This is a genomic window from Flavobacterium adiutor (genome assembly GCF_048282555.1).
GTDB lineage: Bacteria > Bacteroidota > Bacteroidia > Flavobacteriales > Flavobacteriaceae > Flavobacterium.
In genome coordinates, this window is sequence record NZ_CP182487.1 from 4,039,371 (window position 1) to 4,055,910 (window position 16,540).

The 16,540-nt window shown below is 34.9% G+C and carries 18 protein-coding genes; 13 read left to right on the forward strand and 5 right to left on the reverse strand.

Annotation, left to right across the window (positions count from 1 at the left end):
- Window positions 1–94 precede the first annotated feature (94 nt).
- From ACNC7R_RS17090 to ACNC7R_RS17115, 6 genes are all read left to right on the forward strand, one after another.
- Complete coding sequence (locus tag ACNC7R_RS17090) at window positions 95–280, forward strand: DUF5522 domain-containing protein (RefSeq protein WP_417942243.1); 186 nt, start codon at window positions 95–97, stop codon at window positions 278–280.
- Between the two features lie 210 nt (window positions 281–490).
- Entirely contained in the window at window positions 491–2,467 is a 1,977-nt protein-coding gene (locus tag ACNC7R_RS17095) for a urocanate hydratase (protein ID WP_417942244.1), read from the forward strand.
- Between the two features lie 25 nt (window positions 2,468–2,492).
- On the forward strand, window positions 2,493–3,041 hold the full coding sequence (locus ACNC7R_RS17100) for a DUF4136 domain-containing protein (protein WP_417942245.1): 549 nt from the start codon (window positions 2,493–2,495) through the stop codon (window positions 3,039–3,041).
- Between the two features lie 170 nt (window positions 3,042–3,211).
- The gene (gene ilvA, locus ACNC7R_RS17105; RefSeq protein ID WP_417942246.1) at window positions 3,212–4,456 is read left to right on the forward strand and encodes a threonine ammonia-lyase IlvA; all 1,245 of its coding nucleotides are present in this window, start codon (window positions 3,212–3,214) and stop codon (window positions 4,454–4,456) included.
- 81 nt (window positions 4,457–4,537) lie between these two features.
- Window positions 4,538–4,921 carry a group III truncated hemoglobin gene (locus tag ACNC7R_RS17110; RefSeq protein ID WP_417942247.1) on the forward strand — a complete coding sequence of 128 codons (384 nt, stop codon included), beginning with the start codon at window positions 4,538–4,540 and terminating at the stop codon, window positions 4,919–4,921.
- Window positions 4,922–4,957: 36 nt separating this feature from the next.
- Window positions 4,958–5,392, forward strand: coding sequence for a hypothetical protein (locus ACNC7R_RS17115; RefSeq protein WP_417942248.1), 435 nt, complete (start codon window positions 4,958–4,960; stop codon window positions 5,390–5,392).
- Window positions 5,393–5,435: 43 nt separating this feature from the next.
- Here ACNC7R_RS17115 and ACNC7R_RS17120 read toward each other — a convergent pair whose 3' ends face one another.
- Entirely contained in the window at window positions 5,436–6,506 is a 1,071-nt protein-coding gene (locus ACNC7R_RS17120) for a DKNYY domain-containing protein (protein ID WP_417942249.1), read from the reverse strand.
- A gap of 232 nt (window positions 6,507–6,738) precedes the next feature.
- On the opposite strand from ACNC7R_RS17120, the gene ACNC7R_RS17125 reads away from it, so the two are divergent.
- Window positions 6,739–8,496 (forward strand): aromatic amino acid hydroxylase, encoded by a 1,758-nt coding sequence (locus ACNC7R_RS17125; RefSeq protein ID WP_417942250.1) that lies wholly within the window; start codon window positions 6,739–6,741, stop codon window positions 8,494–8,496.
- 179 nt (window positions 8,497–8,675) lie between these two features.
- Here the strand turns inward: ACNC7R_RS17125 and ACNC7R_RS17130 are convergent, their stop codons facing one another.
- Together ACNC7R_RS17130 and ACNC7R_RS17135 are read right to left on the reverse strand one after the other, a co-directional pair.
- Complete coding sequence (locus ACNC7R_RS17130) at window positions 8,676–8,999, reverse strand: GIY-YIG nuclease family protein (RefSeq protein ID WP_417942251.1); 324 nt, start codon at window positions 8,997–8,999, stop codon at window positions 8,676–8,678.
- A 135-nt stretch (window positions 9,000–9,134) separates the two neighbouring features.
- Window positions 9,135–9,755 (reverse strand): DUF4230 domain-containing protein, encoded by a 621-nt coding sequence (locus ACNC7R_RS17135; protein ID WP_417942252.1) that lies wholly within the window; start codon window positions 9,753–9,755, stop codon window positions 9,135–9,137.
- A 197-nt stretch (window positions 9,756–9,952) separates the two neighbouring features.
- On the opposite strand from ACNC7R_RS17135, the gene ACNC7R_RS17140 reads away from it, so the two are divergent.
- Complete coding sequence (locus tag ACNC7R_RS17140; protein WP_417942253.1) at window positions 9,953–10,327, forward strand: STAS/SEC14 domain-containing protein; 375 nt, start codon at window positions 9,953–9,955, stop codon at window positions 10,325–10,327.
- A gap of 18 nt (window positions 10,328–10,345) precedes the next feature.
- The gene (locus ACNC7R_RS17145) at window positions 10,346–10,846 is read left to right on the forward strand and encodes a pyridoxamine 5'-phosphate oxidase family protein (RefSeq protein ID WP_417942254.1); all 501 of its coding nucleotides are present in this window, start codon (window positions 10,346–10,348) and stop codon (window positions 10,844–10,846) included.
- 39 nt (window positions 10,847–10,885) lie between these two features.
- Here ACNC7R_RS17145 and ACNC7R_RS17150 read toward each other — a convergent pair whose 3' ends face one another.
- A complete protein-coding gene (locus ACNC7R_RS17150) occupies window positions 10,886–11,893 on the reverse strand; it encodes an LLM class flavin-dependent oxidoreductase (RefSeq protein WP_417942255.1) in 1,008 nt (335 codons plus the stop codon).
- Window positions 11,894–12,073: 180 nt separating this feature from the next.
- Between ACNC7R_RS17150 and ACNC7R_RS17155 the strand changes: the two genes are divergently transcribed.
- On the forward strand, window positions 12,074–13,423 hold the full coding sequence (locus tag ACNC7R_RS17155; RefSeq protein ID WP_417943190.1) for a sigma-54-dependent transcriptional regulator: 1,350 nt from the start codon (window positions 12,074–12,076) through the stop codon (window positions 13,421–13,423).
- A gap of 30 nt (window positions 13,424–13,453) precedes the next feature.
- On the opposite strand, the gene ACNC7R_RS17160 is transcribed toward ACNC7R_RS17155, so the two are convergent.
- Window positions 13,454–13,858, reverse strand: coding sequence for a hypothetical protein (locus tag ACNC7R_RS17160; protein WP_417942256.1), 405 nt, complete (start codon window positions 13,856–13,858; stop codon window positions 13,454–13,456).
- A gap of 231 nt (window positions 13,859–14,089) precedes the next feature.
- On the opposite strand from ACNC7R_RS17160, the gene ACNC7R_RS17165 reads away from it, so the two are divergent.
- The 3 genes from ACNC7R_RS17165 (at window position 14,090) to kdpA (ending at window position 16,455) form a co-directional block, all read left to right on the forward strand.
- Window positions 14,090–14,371, forward strand: coding sequence for a DUF7674 family protein (locus tag ACNC7R_RS17165; protein ID WP_198857495.1), 282 nt, complete (start codon window positions 14,090–14,092; stop codon window positions 14,369–14,371).
- 177 nt (window positions 14,372–14,548) lie between these two features.
- Window positions 14,549–14,626 (forward strand): K(+)-transporting ATPase subunit F, encoded by a 78-nt coding sequence (kdpF, locus tag ACNC7R_RS17170; RefSeq protein WP_073489533.1) that lies wholly within the window; start codon window positions 14,549–14,551, stop codon window positions 14,624–14,626.
- A 107-nt stretch (window positions 14,627–14,733) separates the two neighbouring features.
- Complete coding sequence (kdpA, locus tag ACNC7R_RS17175) at window positions 14,734–16,455, forward strand: potassium-transporting ATPase subunit KdpA (protein ID WP_417942257.1); 1,722 nt, start codon at window positions 14,734–14,736, stop codon at window positions 16,453–16,455.
- The last annotated feature ends 85 nt before the right edge of the window (window positions 16,456–16,540 follow it).

The following is a 16,540-nucleotide window of genomic DNA, read 5'->3' on the forward strand; positions in this document are numbered from 1 at the left end:
ATTTGTAGTGATAAACTTGTTCAATTTCAACAAAATCACAATCGCCTACGTTATTTTGGTTTTTAATGAAACAACAATTCTTACAAAATAGTTTATGAAAGAACAAAGTAATGAAAATAAATTAATTGAGGACGAAGATTTTTACTATACGCCCGAAGGTTATAAGTGCTTTACTGAAAAACATCATTTAAAACGTGGTTACTGCTGCAAAAGCGGCTGTCGTCATTGTCCGTACGGTTTTGATAAACGAACGGGAGAAATCAGAAAGAAAGTCAATTAGATAATGTATCAATTTTAGAATTAGATAATTTAAATAAAATCCCAATCTAAAAATACCAAATACCAAGATTTGACAAACATCTTTAGGAGTAAAATATTGGTAAATTTCAAAAGCCAGTCTCAGCTAGACAAAATTAAAAAACAAAAAATTAATCTGTTGTTAATCTAATAAAAATACCTTAGCAACTTAGAAGCTTAGAATCTTAAAAAAATGACTTTCAAAGAGCAAATACAACAAGGAATTCCTTCTATATTACCACCGAAAAAGCAATATGATCCGGCAATTAATCATGCTCCAAAACGAAAAGAAATTCTTTCGGCAGAAGAAAAAAAACTGGCACTGAAAAATGCTTTACGTTATTTTGATCCAAAACACCACGCCGAATTACTTCCTGAATTTTCAGAAGAATTAGAAACTTACGGCCGAATTTATATGTATCGTTTTCGTCCGGATTATAAAATGTACGCAAGACCAATTGACGAATATCCGGGAAAATCATTGCAGGCGAAAGCGATTATGCACATGATTCAGAACAACTTGGATTATGCTGTGGCACAGCATCCGCATGAATTGATAACGTATGGCGGAAACGGAGCCGTTTTTCAAAACTGGGCACAATATTTATTGACGATGCAATATTTATCTGAAATGACAGATGAGCAGACATTAACGATGTATTCCGGACATCCAATGGGATTGTTTCCTTCCCATAAAGAAGCACCGAGAGTCGTGGTGACCAACGGAATGGTAATCCCAAATTATTCGAAACCTGATGACTGGGAAAGAATGAATGTTCTTGGAGTTTCTCAATACGGACAAATGACCGCAGGAAGTTATATGTATATTGGCCCACAAGGAATTGTTCACGGAACTACGATTACGGTTCTGAATGGTTTCAGAAAAATAAAACAAAATCCTGAAGGACGTTTATTTGTAACTTCGGGTCTTGGCGGAATGTCTGGAGCACAGCCAAAAGCGGGAAATATTGCAGGCTGTATTACGGTTTGTGCCGAAGTAAATCCGAAGATTACTAAAATCCGTCACGAGCAGGGATGGATAAATGAAGTTGTAACTTCTACAGATGAATTGGTGGCGAGAGTAGTTTTGGCGAAAGCCAACAAAGAAACCGTTTCGATTGCTTATCTAGGAAATGTGGTTGACGTTTGGGAACGTTTCGATCAGGAAAAAATCAAAATTGATTTAGGTTCAGACCAGACTTCGCTTCATAATCCGTGGGCCGGAGGGTATTATCCGGTTGGCATTTCATTTGAAGATGCTAACAAAATGATGGCTGAAAATCCGGATTTATTCAAAGAAAAAGTTCAGGAAAGTTTACGTCGCCATGCAGCTGCTATTAACAAACATACTGCAAAAGGAACCTACTTTTTCGATTACGGAAATGCCTTTTTATTAGAAGCTTCCCGCGCCGGTGCAGATGTAATGGCAGAAAACAATATCGATTTTAAATATCCGAGTTACGTTCAGGATATTATGGGACCAATGTGTTTCGATTACGGATTTGGTCCTTTCCGTTGGGTTTGTATCTCCGGAAAACCTGAAGATTTATTAAAAACTGACACCATAGCCTGCGAAGTTTTAGAAAAAATGGCAGAAACTGCCCCAAATGAAATTCAGCAGCAAATGCAGGATAATATTAAATGGATTAAAAGTGCTCAGGAAAATAAACTGGTTGTAGGTTCGCAAGCCCGTATTTTGTATGCTGACGCAGAAGGCCGAATCAACATTGCAGAAGCTTTTAATCAGGCGATTGCAAAAGGTGAAATCGGAGCGGTTGTTTTAGGCCGCGATCATCATGACGTTTCAGGAACAGATTCGCCTTACAGAGAAACCTCTAATATATATGACGGATCCCGTTTTACGGCCGATATGGCGATTCAGAATGTAATTGGAGACAGCTTCAGGGGAGCAACCTGGGTATCCATTCATAACGGTGGCGGCGTTGGCTGGGGAGAGGTTATAAACGGCGGATTTGGTATGGTTCTTGATGGCTCTACAGAGGCTTCAAACCGTTTAGCTTCAATGCTTTTCTGGGATGTAAACAACGGAATTTCAAGACGAAGCTGGGCCCGAAACGAAGGTGCCGTTTTTGCAATAAAACGTGCCATGAAAGTTCAGCCGTTATTGAAAGTAACTTTACCCAACATGGTTGATGAAAGCTTACTATAAACAAAACATTTAATTCTATAAAATTATGAAAACATTCAAATTAGTTCCGATTTTGCTGTTATTAATCCTTACTTCATGCAGCAGTGTTACTGTTTATTCTGATTACGACAAAAATGTCGATTTTACGCCTTACAAAACCTATGCCTTCTTCAAACCCGGAATTGATAAAGTAGAGATTTCTGATTTGGATAAAAGACGTATTCTTCATGCAATTGATAAAGAAATGCAGTCTAAAGGCTTCACAAAAAGTGAAAAACCTGATTTACTGGTAAACATTTTTACGAAATCAAGAGAACAGGTTGATGTAAACCAATTTAACGCCGGATGGGGTTATGGCTGGGGATGGGGATGGAATCCATGGATGATGTACGGTAACCAGACTTCGGTTTCAACTTCTACTGAAGGAACTTTATACATCGATCTGATTGATGCCAAAAAGAAAGAAATGATCTGGCAGGGAGAAGGAATTGGACTTTTAACCCGAAACATCGATAAAAAAGATGAAAGAATTGCTGAATTTGTAAACAAAATTTTAGCTCAATATCCGCCTCAGATAAATCAGGCAAAAAAATAATTATTATATTTGCTTATTCAATAATAAAAATGAAAAACTGTAATAACATTATTATCGCTATTATCAGCATTATTGCAATTGTGCAGTGATGGCGAGGTGTTATATAAAGAAGGATATACAATTTATGAACCTCCCAAAACGGGAGGTTTTTTATTTTCAAAATTAAAATTATGAATTTATTCAACGAGGTACTGAATGCGAAAAAACAGCTTGAAAATGTTGTAGTTTCTACTCCGCTTACGCAGAATCTAAATCTTTCTGATGAATTTAAAGCAGCTATTTTATTAAAAAGAGAAGATTTACAAATTGTCCGTTCGTATAAAATCAGAGGGGCTTACAACAAAATTTCTTCATTAACCGATGCCGAAAAACAAATTGGAGTGGTATGCGCCAGTGCCGGGAATCACGCCCAGGGCGTTGCTTATTCCTGCCATTTACTGCAGATAAAAGGCAAAATTTATATGCCAAAAACTACTCCGAAACAAAAAGTTAAACAAGTACAATTGTTCGGGAAATCATTTGTTGAAATTGTTTTGACAGGAGATACTTTTGACGATGCTTATGCCTCGGCGACTGCAGACGCCATCAAAAATCATAAAATATTCATTCATCCGTTTGATGATGAAAAAGTAATTGCAGGTCAGGGAACGGTGGGTTTAGAAATTTTGGAAACTTATAAAGAACCAATCGATTATGTTTTTGTACCAATTGGCGGTGGCGGGCTGGCTTCCGGTTTATCTGAGGTTTTTAAACATTTAAGTCCGAATACCAAAATAATTGGTGTTGAGCCAAAAGGTGCTCCTTCGATGAAAACTTCTATTGAAGAAAATAAAAACACGGCATTAAAAACGATTGATAAATTTGTGGATGGAGCAGCTGTAAAACAAGTGGGAGACAAAACCTTTGAAATCTGCCGTTATAATCTTGAAGACATTATTCTGGTTCCTGAAGGAAAAGTCTGCACTACCATTTTAAGATTGTACAATGAAGAAGCTATGGTAGTCGAGCCCGCTGGAGCTTTAACAATTGCGGCTTTAGATTTTTATAAAGAGAAAATTAAAGGCAAAACAGTTGTTTGCGTAGTGAGCGGAAGCAATAATGATATTGAAAGAACAGCCGAAATAAAAGAACGTTCTTTACTTTACGAAGGGCTGATGCATTATTTTATGATTCAGTTTCCCCAGCGTCCGGGTGCTCTGAAAGAATTCGTAAACAACATTTTAGGACCAGATGATGATATTACTTATTTCCAGTTTGCAAAAAAAACGAGCCGTGAAATGGGGTCTGTTGTGGTTGGGCTAGAATTAAAAAACAAAAAAGACATTCTGAATATTAAACTGAATATGACTAAAAACGGTTTTGAATTTCAATATCTCAATGATAATCCCAGTTTGTTCACCCAGTTAATTGGTTGAAAAATTTCTGCTATGACAAATATCAGCAAATAAAAAAGACGCTATATCGTATTTTTGCAACTCAAATTTAATTAGAAAAAAATGGCCCTTCAGGATATTTCAAACATAGACGATATTAAACTTTTGGTAAATATGTTTTATGAAAAAGTACAAAGCGACGATTTAATTGGACCTGTTTTTAACGAAAGAATGACAGGAAGATGGCCGGAACATTTGGAAAAAATGTATCGTTTCTGGCAGACTATACTCTTAGAAGAACATACGTATTCCGGAAGCCCTTTTCCACCACACAAACAATTACCAGTAAACCAAACTCATTTTGACCGCTGGATGGAAATTTTTACCGAAACTGTTGATTCCTTATTTATTGGAAAATTAGCAGAAGAAGCCAAAATCCGTGCGGCAAATATGGCTTATATGTTCAATTATAAGATTGAATATTTCAGGAATGCGGGAAATCAATAAATTGCAATAATTTTAAAATAACAATTTACTTAAAATATGAAAAAACTAATTCTTCTTCTTTGTATGTTCTTTGCTGTCGCCACAAAGGCACAATCTGCCAAAAATATGCTTTATAAAGGTACTATTGACGGAAAAATAGCCGTAACAGTTTATATAAAAGAAGAAGAAAACCCTTGTACCGCAGGTTTAATGTACACATCAATGTACCGCTACGACAAATCCGGCAGCTGGATCCAATTAGATATTACCCAAAATAAAAAAAATGAAAACCAGTTTGTCCTCGTTGAATATGGATTTTCAGGAGTTATGATTTTAAAGAAGGAAGGGACAAATTTTAATGGATCATGGATCAGTCCTGACAGTAAAAAACAATTAAAAGTAAATCTGAAAGAAGTTCGTATGACCAAAAAAGAAACTGAAACTTACGAGGATAAAATGGAGAAAGTAAATTATGAAAATAACGATTGTTAGAAAAGTCGTTATTTTCATAGTCATAAATTTATTTCAATTTCCCTTAAAGGATTTTTCCTTCTCTAAATTTATTTGTTCCGTCCTCCCAAACATCACTTTCAGAAGTCTTTTTAAATGTTTTTGGATCTGCTTTTTCAACAACACTAGTTTTGTAAAATACGTTTTTACTGTCTTTGGCATAATCCGGGGAGAGGATTTCAAAAGCTGAAATAACAGCACCGGTTATTTTTTTGCCTGAATAATACACATTTTTGCTGTCTTTGCAGTAGCCATAATCTAATGGCTCAAAAGATTGAATATCAATTTCAGGGTATGCTATTCCTTTGTAAATTAACGTGTCGTTAACCACTATTGTAAAATAATTAACTACTTTGGTGCTTTTAATAGTTTCGAAAGTATGAAGCGTAAATTCATCTTTCGTAAAAGCAGAAACTACAGCATTTCCGATTTGGACGTATGATTCGTTAACAACCTTGATTTCACCTGCAATTCTTTTATGTTTTCGGATTACTTCATCAACTTCAAAAGCATATAAACCATCTCCTCTTTGATGAATAATCGAATAAATGTAATTTGCGTCTATAGCAATTGCATCGTTTAAAGGCTTAAAAGTTACCGGATCTCCTTCTGTTTTTTTACCCCTGTAAAAAACTGCATTAGCATCCCTGAACCAGCTAATCCGCTTATAATCCGGAAGTGAGGAATCCAGCAGCTGATAACTTTTAGGATCTGCTCCTTCTATAATTCCTAAAAAATTATATTCTTTTCCGTTTGTAGTATAAACATGGTTTCTATCTTTAATAATTCCAGAAGCATCCACCTGAAAAGTTGCATAATCAACAGTTTGCTTTCTTCCTTTCCAGAAAACATTCTTTTTATCTTTTCCAAAATCCCTGTTTATGGGCTGAAAAGATTCAACATCAGCATCAGATTCAAAATATCCCAGTTCAAACCAATTGCCCATTGGCGAATGGACAATCAAATTTTTTCTGTAATGATAGAAATACGAATCAGAAACTTTACTATTTACCGGATCTCCTATCCTGAATAAAAAATATCTTATCCCCAGAAAAACCAACACCGCTATTATTAAAATGATCAAAAAAACTTTCATACTATTATGAATACCTTACTTTTTTGTAAAACTAAGTAATTTATTATTATTTTTTTTAGGTCTAATTTACCTTTAGACTATTATTTATCTTAAAAAATAATTCTAAAAACGCAAGCGGAAAAAACTAATAATTTGACAACAAAAGACACTTTTTATGCGAATTAAATATTAAAAAAGTCGTTTTAAATACCTAAAATTTGTAATTTTACATTTGAACCTACAGTTTTTCCAAATGAATCCGAACATTGAAACAAATCCGTTATTAGAAAGATTGCCTAAACATCTAAAGCAATTCATCAAACCTCAGGATTACAGCGATTATACCCCCATTAATCAAGCAGTTTGGCGTTACGTGATGCGTAAAAATGTAAATTATTTATCGAAAGTAGCCCATCATTCTTATCTGGATGGTTTGAAAAAAACCGGAATCGAAATTGACTCTATTCCTAGCATGTACGGTATGAACAGGATTCTGACCGAGATTGGCTGGGCTGCCGTTGCGGTTGACGGATTTATTCCGCCCAATGCTTTTATGGAATTTCAGGCGTATAATGTTTTGGTTATTGCTTCGGATATCAGACAATTAGAACATATCGAATATACTCCTGCGCCTGATATCATTCACGAAGGTGCAGGCCACGCTCCCATCATTGCCAATCCTGAATATGCTGAATATTTAAGACGCTTTGGAGAAATTGGCTGCAAAGCGATTTCTTCTGACAAAGATTATCAGATGTATGAAGCGATCAGACTGCTTTCGATCTTGAAAGAAGCCGAAGGTACACCACAGGAAAAAATTGAGGAAGCGGAAAAAGCAGTGGCCGATTTACAAAATAATATGGGGGAATTATCTGAAATGGCTCAAATTCGAAATCTACACTGGTGGACGGTTGAATATGGATTAATCGGAACTGTCGAAAATCCTAAAATTTATGGCGCAGGACTGCTTTCTTCTATTGGCGAAAGTGCTCACTGTATGACTGACAGTGTGAAGAAAATCCCTTATGATATCTCGGCTGCCAATCAAAATTTTGATATTACGCAGCTGCAGCCACAATTGTATGTAACGCCTACGTTTTCGCACCTGAGTCTGATTTTAGAAGAATTTGCCAATAAAATGGCTTTGCGAACAGGAGGACTATCAGGTATTCAAAAACTGATTCAATCGAATGCTTTGGGAACAATTGAACTGAGTACCGGTCTGCAAATTTCAGGTGTTTTCACAAATGTCATTGAAGAAGAAGGAAAACCGGTTTATATTCAGACAACCGGAAAGACCGCTTTATCATACCGTGAAAAAGAATTGGTTGGTCACGGAACTTTAACACATCCTCATGGTTTTGGAAGTCCGATTGGAAAATTAAAAGGTTTCAATTTGACCATTGAAGATATGAGTCCTAAGGATTTACAGGCATACCGCATCGTAGAAAACGAAACTGTAAAACTGGAATTTGAAGGCAATATCATAGTTGAAGGAGAAATTATTACCGGCTCCAGAAATTTGCATGGCGAAATTATTTTAATCAGTTTTAGAAATTGTACCGTAACACATGGCGAAACGATTCTTTTTCAGCCGGAATGGGGCAATTATGATATGGCGATTGGTAAAAAAGTAGTTTCAGCTTTTTCAGGCCCTGCTGATGTAAATAGTTTTGACCTGATTAATATTGTTCCGACTTCTAAAACCATCAAAGCAAAACATACAGACGAACGTGATGGTTTGGAAATTTTATATTCGACAGTACGAAACATTAGAGAAAACAAAGACTCTAAATCTGAACTCCAATCGGTTTTTGAAAAATTAAAAAACAATCACCCTAACGACTGGCTTCTTGCCGTTGAAATTACTGAACTTTTAAAAGATTCTGATGAAAAACAGCTTCTACAGGAGGTCTTGGTTTATCTGGAGCAATTGAAAGAAAAACGTCCTGAAGTTGCCCATTTAATTTTGGGTGGACTGGACCTGATTTTTGATCAGGAAGCGGTTTAAAATATTGCTCATAGGTTTTTTAATATCGTAAAGATGCAAAGTTTTTTTACTGAGCAAACCAGTCACACTCGGAATTCGACGAAGGAGAAGTCACACTCGGAATTCGACAAAGATTGGCGATTTTGATTGCGGAGTTTCTAGTGTGATTTCTCCTTCGTCGAAATGACAAAAAAGATGAGTTAAATTGAATCAAAATGATAATTTAAAAATTCTAATTTTGGATTAAAATCTTTTATTAATTCAATCTTCTTTTCTCTTCTCCATTTTTTTAATTCTTTTTCTCTGGAAATTGCTTCCTGAATCCAAACAAATTTTTCATAATAAACCAGAAATTCTAAACTGTATTTTGAGGCAAAAGTTTTATTACCAGTTTCTAAATTGTCTTTATGCTGTTCCAATCTTATTTTCAAATTATTGGTAACTCCAATATAGAAAGTTGAACGATATTTATTGGTTAGGATGTAAACATAATAAGAATGAAAACCTTCCTGAGGATTAAACATAGTTTTAAATAATTATATTTTCTAAGTTTTTTTGTCACTTCGACGGAGGAGAAGTCACATAAAGTATTTACGTTTCGTTGCTCACTGGATGTGACTTCTCCTCCGTCGAAGTGACAAGATCGTGAAAAACTCCTTCTACAACTTCAAATCCTGATTCAACTCACTCTCCGATTCAATCGTTTTTCCATTGTATTGTAATTTCCAACCCATAGAATTAGTCATAATTAGGATCTTAGATAATTCGCTTATCAACCTGTTTTGGGCGTTTGTTTTAAGTGTCGATTTATCAATTTTCTTAGCCAGATTAGCTTTTACCGATTTATTGATTTTATTGTAATCATCGCCCGTAAAAGGATTCAGTTTGCTTTGCTCCACATCATAAAACTGAATATCCGGATTGATGGTAATTTCTTCTTTTGGAATATTAAGAATGGTAATCGTTTTATTCTTTTCATCAATATCATATTTCATTTTATGTAAATCGTAAGCAACTGTAACATTTGCATTTACGACAACAAGTGCTTTCTTCTCAAACGAAATCATATTCATGAAATATTTCTGCTGATTTTTATAGGTGATGACTTCAGAAAAATGCCCTTCGGTCACAACTAGTTTTCCAACATTTAAGATTTGCTGCTGAATCAGATTTGTATTATACTCAATTCCGGTATCGTCATTTTTTTTGAATTCACAATATCTGAAAGCCAAAATAATGGCAAGTACAATTCCGGAACCTACTAATATTTTCTTGAGCATAACTTGGATTTACATTTTATAATGATAGCTAATTTAATACTTTTTTAAGTAGAATTCCTTATCAATTTCAAATGTGTTTGATAAAAACTAGCTTCACATTGGAATTATATAAGATAATCCGCTTTTAACATAAACCCAGAAACTTACTAGTCAGGTACTTTTGTAAAAATGAATTTAACCTGCAAAATTTAAATGTTATGATTGAAAAAATTAAGGAATTACCAGAAAATATGATTGGTTTTAAAACAGCTGGTCACGTAGTGAAAGGCGATGTTGATTTTGTCAAATCAGAAGTGCGTCTTTTAATCGATGATACCCCAAAACTAAACTATTTATTATTTTTTGAGAAGTCTCCAACTGATTTTGCTTTAGGCGCCTGGCTTCACGAATCTCTGTTAAGCTTTAGAAACATTACAAAATGGACAAGAGCCGCTATCGTAACGGACTGTCAGAGAATGATTAATTTCACTAAAGTTTTCAATAGAATTATGCCGGGAGAATTCAAAGGATTCAAAAAAGAAGATTATATGCTGGCTATAGAATGGACATCGGAGAAAATTGATCTGGATTAAACTATAAATAACGATATCATGCATAAAGATTTAGATAATAAAGAAGCAGTAGAAAAAATAATTTCATTAGTAAAAGAAATTAAAACAGGAATTTTTGTAACTGAACTAACAAAAACACCTCTTCAATCACGCCCTATGAGTATTCAGGATATTGATGATGAGGGAAATTTGTGGTTTATTAGTTCTGCAAACAGCAATAAGAATTTTGAAATTTCAAAAGACGATCAGGTTCAATTATTTTTTGCTAACAATGCAAGCTCGCAATACATTTCAATATACGGAGCAGCGTCAATATATAAAGATCAGGCTATAATTGACGAATTATGGACACCTGTTGCCAAAGCCTGGTTTGAAGAAGGCAAAAATGACCCGAATGTTACGGTCATAAAAGTAGTCCCTTCGGATGCTTATTACTGGGATACAAAAGACGGGAAAGTTATTTCATTACTTAAAATGGCCGGATCAGCATTATTTGGAAATACCGCAGATATTGGTGTTGAAGGGAAATTAAAACTATAAAAAGAGAGGCTCGAAGGCCTCTCTTTTAATTGATGCTTATTATTTTGCATTTAGTTCGTCTATTACTTCTTTGGTCAATTGCAGACTTTTTAGTTTCGCTTTATGATCAAAAATTGGACTGGTGATCATCAATTCATCAATTTGCGAATAATCAATAAACTTTTTTAAATCTTCTGCGAGCTGATTTTTACTTCCCACGAACGAACATGCTGTCATCTGATTGACGTGAAAACGTTCTTCTTCACTCATAATATCGTCTAGCGAATCCACAGGGGGCTGAAGTCCTTTACGATCATTCCGTATTAAATTCAAAAACATTTGATATAAACTTGTTGAAAGCCTTTCTGCTTCTTCATCAGTATCAGCAGCAATGATATTCACACAAGCCATCTTTTTCGGTTTATCCAAAAATTTTGAAGGCTGAAAATTGTCCCTGTAAAACTCAAAAGCCTGTAACATTTGGCGTGGTGCAAAATGTCCTGCAAAAGCATAAGGGAAGCCATATGCCGCTGCCAAAGAAGCACTCTCCATACTGGAACCTAATATCCAGATAGGCACATTTGTACCTTCTGCTGGAAAGGCACGTACTTTTGCTGTAGCATTTTCTTCTGAAAAATATTCCTGTAATTTTGATACGTTTTGCGGAAATCGTTGTGCCTGTTCGAAGAAATCTTTTCGAATTGCCTCTGCAGTTGGCTGATCGGTTCCAGGCGCTCTTCCTAAACCTAAATCAATTCGGCCCGGATACAATGTTTCTAAAGTTCCAAATTGTTCAGCTACAATTAAAGGCGAATGATTAGGCAGCATAATTCCGCCAGATCCTACACGAATATTTTGCGTATGACTGGCAATATATCCAATCAACACTACGGTTGCCGTACTGGCGACATGTGCCATATTGTGGTGTTCGGCAAGCCAAAACCTTTTGTATCCTAAAGCATCTGTTAATTGGGCAATTTCTTTTGTTTTATGTAATGTTTCAGCTGCATTGCTGTCATTGTTGATAATAGCGAGTTCTAATATGGAGAGTGAAATTGGTTTTTTCATGTAAATAAATATCTTTTGCAAAATTAATTCATTTAAAATGAAAGCCTAAATTATGCTGTGTTAATTGAATTATAATATTTAAAATGTACTCTAACTTTTTAAATTAAAACGTAAAACCCAAATGATTTTAAACCTAAATTTGTAAATCAAATGCCAAAATTTGATTTAGCACCTCTACAAATGACACACAAAGTTTTAATTATAGACGACGAAGAAAAACTGAGAAGCCTGCTGGTTCGTATTATAAAATCGGAAGGATTTGAAGTTTTTGAAGCGAAAGATTTAAAATCTGGTTTTAAAAAACTGGAGCAAACCGATATTGATGTTGTTTTGTGTGATGTAAAGCTTCCCGACGGAAACGGTATTGATTTTGTTCAAAACATAAAAAGCAGTTTCCCTTTGGCAGAAGTTATTCTGCTGACCGCTTTCGGAAATATACCCGACGGTGTTCAGGCAATGAAAAATGGCGCTTTCGATTATATTGTAAAAGGGGATGACAATGATAAAATTATTCCGCTTCTTTATAAAGCAGTAGAAAAAGTGCTTTTGCAGAAAAAAGTAAAACAGCTTGAAAAACGTATTGGCGATAAATATTCCTTTAATACCATCATTGGAAAGTCAAAAGGAATTGAACAGGTTATCGATTTGGCTCAAAAAGTAGCCAAAACCGATTCGACTGTTTTATTGACTGGGGAAACCGGAACTGGAAAAGAGGTCTTTGCACAGGCCATTCATGAAAACAGCAACCGTGCAGGAAAATCATTTGTGGCTTTGAATTGCAGTACTTTCACAAAAGAAATTTTAGAAAGCGAGCTTTTTGGTCATAAACAAGGTGCTTTTACGGGAGCTGTAAAAGATAAAAAAGGCTTTATTGAAGAAGCAAATGGCGGAACTTTATTCTTAGATGAAATTGGCGAAATGCCAATTGATCTTCAGGCAAAATTATTGCGTGTTTTAGAAACCAGCGAATATATTCCTGTTGGAGACACGACTTCTAAAAAATCTAATTTTAGATTGATTGCTGCAACAAACCGAGATTTAAAAGAAGAAAGTGAAGCGCATCGCTTCCGTTCTGATTTGTATTTCCGTTTGAATATTTTCGAAATCAAACTTCCTTCACTTCGTGAAAGAGCTAAAGATATTCCGTTGCTGGCTAATTATTATGTGAAACAGTTTTCTGAAAAAACGAATAAAAAAACATTAGCGATTTCAGATGATTTTATTCAGAAATTAGAAAACTATTCCTGGCCGGGAAACATTCGCGAACTCAAAAATGTAATTGAAAGATCAGTGATTTTAAGCAATGGCGATACTTTGACTTCTGATATCCTGCCTTATGAAATGCAGCATCAAACAGAAAAAAACACAAAATCAATGTCAGCTTTCTCTATGCAGAGTGTTGAAAAACTGCATATTCAAAAGGTTTTAAATTATACTAAAGGAAATAAAGCTGAAACGGCCAGATTATTGGAAATTGGAATTGCGACTTTGTACAGAAAATTGGAAGAATATGGGATAGAGAAAATTTAAATTCCAAATTTGTTCCGGTTCCTTAATTCTCTAGTTTTCCATGGGCGGTTTTAAAAATAATAATTGGTTTCTAAACTTTAATAAAGCATCGTGCTGTGTGTCAATCATGTTTTGAAAAGTAGCAATATTACTTTTGGTGTAATGCTTATTTGTTCTCAAATCTTCATAAACTTTTTCAGATAATCCTTTTCGATATTCTTCTTTAGCTACATTAAGATAATGCTGAAAGGTTATGTCAGGATATAATAAGTGATCTGCTCCGTTATTCTCATCAATATATTTTTGAATTATGGATTGTACTTCTAAATGTAATTTTTGAGTAACTTTAAAAACAGCCAACAAATTATTTCTTTCTTCATCAGGTTTAGAATTAAAAGTTTTCTGATATGTTAACCAAGCTATTATTAGACCTGCTATACCTATAAAAATTTCCATAAGTTCATATTTAAGTTTATCAAATATATTGAAAAAAGCCTCGTAATTATTTGAACGATTTAATTTAGATACACTATCATTTCAATAAAAGCTTATCAAAATGATAGGCTTTTTTTGTGCCCAATTTTTAGTACCCAAATACATTCCTTTTATTTACAACACTTTAGATACAACTTCATTTTTTCGGAACATCTTTTGGCATAAGGAGGAAGAACATCAAAATTCATTCTCATGAAAAATCAGGTTAATTCGATTTACAAACAAGCGGAACGCTTTGCTGAGATCACTAAAAAAAATATTATCTGCGGCAATATCGTTCGGGCTAAAAAGTGTTTAGCACTTGCTGAACGGTTATTTATTACTGGAAGTATCGAAACTAAAAATGCTATTTCTAACGTGTATATCTTTTCCGTTTCGTCTTTTATGGAAATGCGGCACTGCAACATTTCGCATCTTTTCCCACAAACGCTTAAAGCAGAATATATCAAACAGGTAAATGCTTCGGGAGTATAGTGTGAAATGTTGTTTGTAAGATATGAGATCTACTGATCACTTTTCACAAATAACATTTTACTTCTCACATTTCACAAATCTAAAATAATGATAGTTACAATTCTTTTACTCGCACTCACAGTTTTTCTGTTTGCGATTTGTTTTAAATCTGTTGAATTCCTTGAAAAAATCTAAATCATGACCGCACTCTTTATTGTCTCCATTGCCGTTTTCGTGTATTTGGTTTATGTATTAATTAAACCTGAAAAATTTTAAATCATGTAAAAAGTAAAATATTTATGTGAAATGTAAAAGTTAGATAAATTCATTTTACAATTCACATTTCTCATTTTACAATTCACATTTTACAAAACTCACATATTATGAATACAGAATTACTAGGTGTCATCGGTATTTTTCTCCTAACTATTGTTTTAGCGATTCCTTTCGGAAAATATATTGCTAAAGTATTTTTAGGAAACAAAACACTTCTTGACCCGATTTTCAATCCGCTTGAAAAATTTATTTTTAGAATCAGCGGTATCAATCCAGCTGAAGAAATGAACTGGAAACAGCATTTAAAAGCACTTTTAAGCATCAATATGATTTGGTTCTTTCTCTGCTTTTTTGTACTGCTTTTTCAGGGTTGTCTACCTTTAAATCCCGACAACAATCCATCGATGCCGCCTGATTTGGCATTTAATACCGCCATTTCATTTGTTGTAAACTGCAACTTACAGCATTATTCTGGCGAAACCGGAGTTTCGTACCTATCGCAAATGGTCTTGATGTTTTTACAATTTGTTTCGGCTGGTGTAGGAATTGCTGCTGCTGTAATGGTTTTTACCGCTATGCGCGAAAGAGCCACAGACAAACTGGGAAATTTCTATAACTATTTTATAAAAAGCTGTACTCGTATTTTATTGCCTTTTTCGGTAATTGTAGCAACTGCTTTAGTTTTTAGCGGCACTCCAATGACTTTTGAAGGAAAAGATGCGATTACCACTTTACAAGGCGATCATGTAGAAGTTTCACGAGGACCTGCTGCAGCTTTTATTGCCATTAAGCATATTGGTACAAACGGCGGTGGATTCTTCGGAGCCAACTCTACTCATCCTTTAGAAAACCCAACTTATTTTACAAATGCGGTTGAACTTTGGGCGCAGCTTATTGTACCCTTTGCAATGATTTTTGCACTTGGATTTTTCCTTAACAAAAGAAAATTTTCTTATATCATTTTTGGTGTAATGACACTTGGATTTTTACTCTTGGTAATTCCAACAATCTCAAGTGAAATCAGTGGAAATCCTGCTATCGAAAAAATGGGGATTTCTCAGTTAAACGGAGCAATGGAAGGAAAAGAAGTCCGTTTTGGCCCAGCTATTTCAGGCTTCTGGAGTATTGCGACAACGGTGATTTCTACAGGTTCTGTAAACAGTATGCACGATAGTTCAATGCCGGTCTCAGGAGCTATGCAATTATTGGCGATGATGGTTAATGCTTTTTATGGCGGATGCGGTGTGGGGTACCTCAACTTTTACATTTTTATTATTCTGGCTGTTTTCATTTCAGGTTTAATGGTGGGTCGGACTCCTGAGTTTCTCGGAAAGAAAATTGAAGCCCGGGAAGTCAAAATTGCTGCTATTATTGCCATCCTTCACCCTTTATTGATTTTAGCCGGAACCGCTTTAGCTTCTTATTTTGCTGCACATGATACTGCAATGGGCTATTGGTTCAGCGGAAATGCAACAGGCTGGCTAAATAATCCTGGAAATCACGGATTTTCTGAAATGTTATACGAATATACTTCGAGCGCTGCTAACAACGGTTCTGGTTTTGAAGGTTTAGGAGATAACAATCCGTTTTGGAATATCACAACAGGAATTGTTTTGCTGCTAAGCCGTTTCATTCCAATCATCGGGCCTTTGGCAATTGCTGGTTTATTAGCTAATAAAAAATACATTCCGGAAAGTGCTGGAACTTTAAAAACAGATACCACAATTTTTGGAATCATGATTTTTGCTGTGATTGCTATTGTTGCGGCGTTATCTTTCTTTCCAGCGTTGGCTTTAGGACCTTTAGCAGAATATTTCACACTAAAGTAATGTTCGATTTGAATATCCATAAAATATTTGAAACATAGCCCAAGGTTTCAACCTTGGGGACAAAGATTTTGAATATACGTTGTGT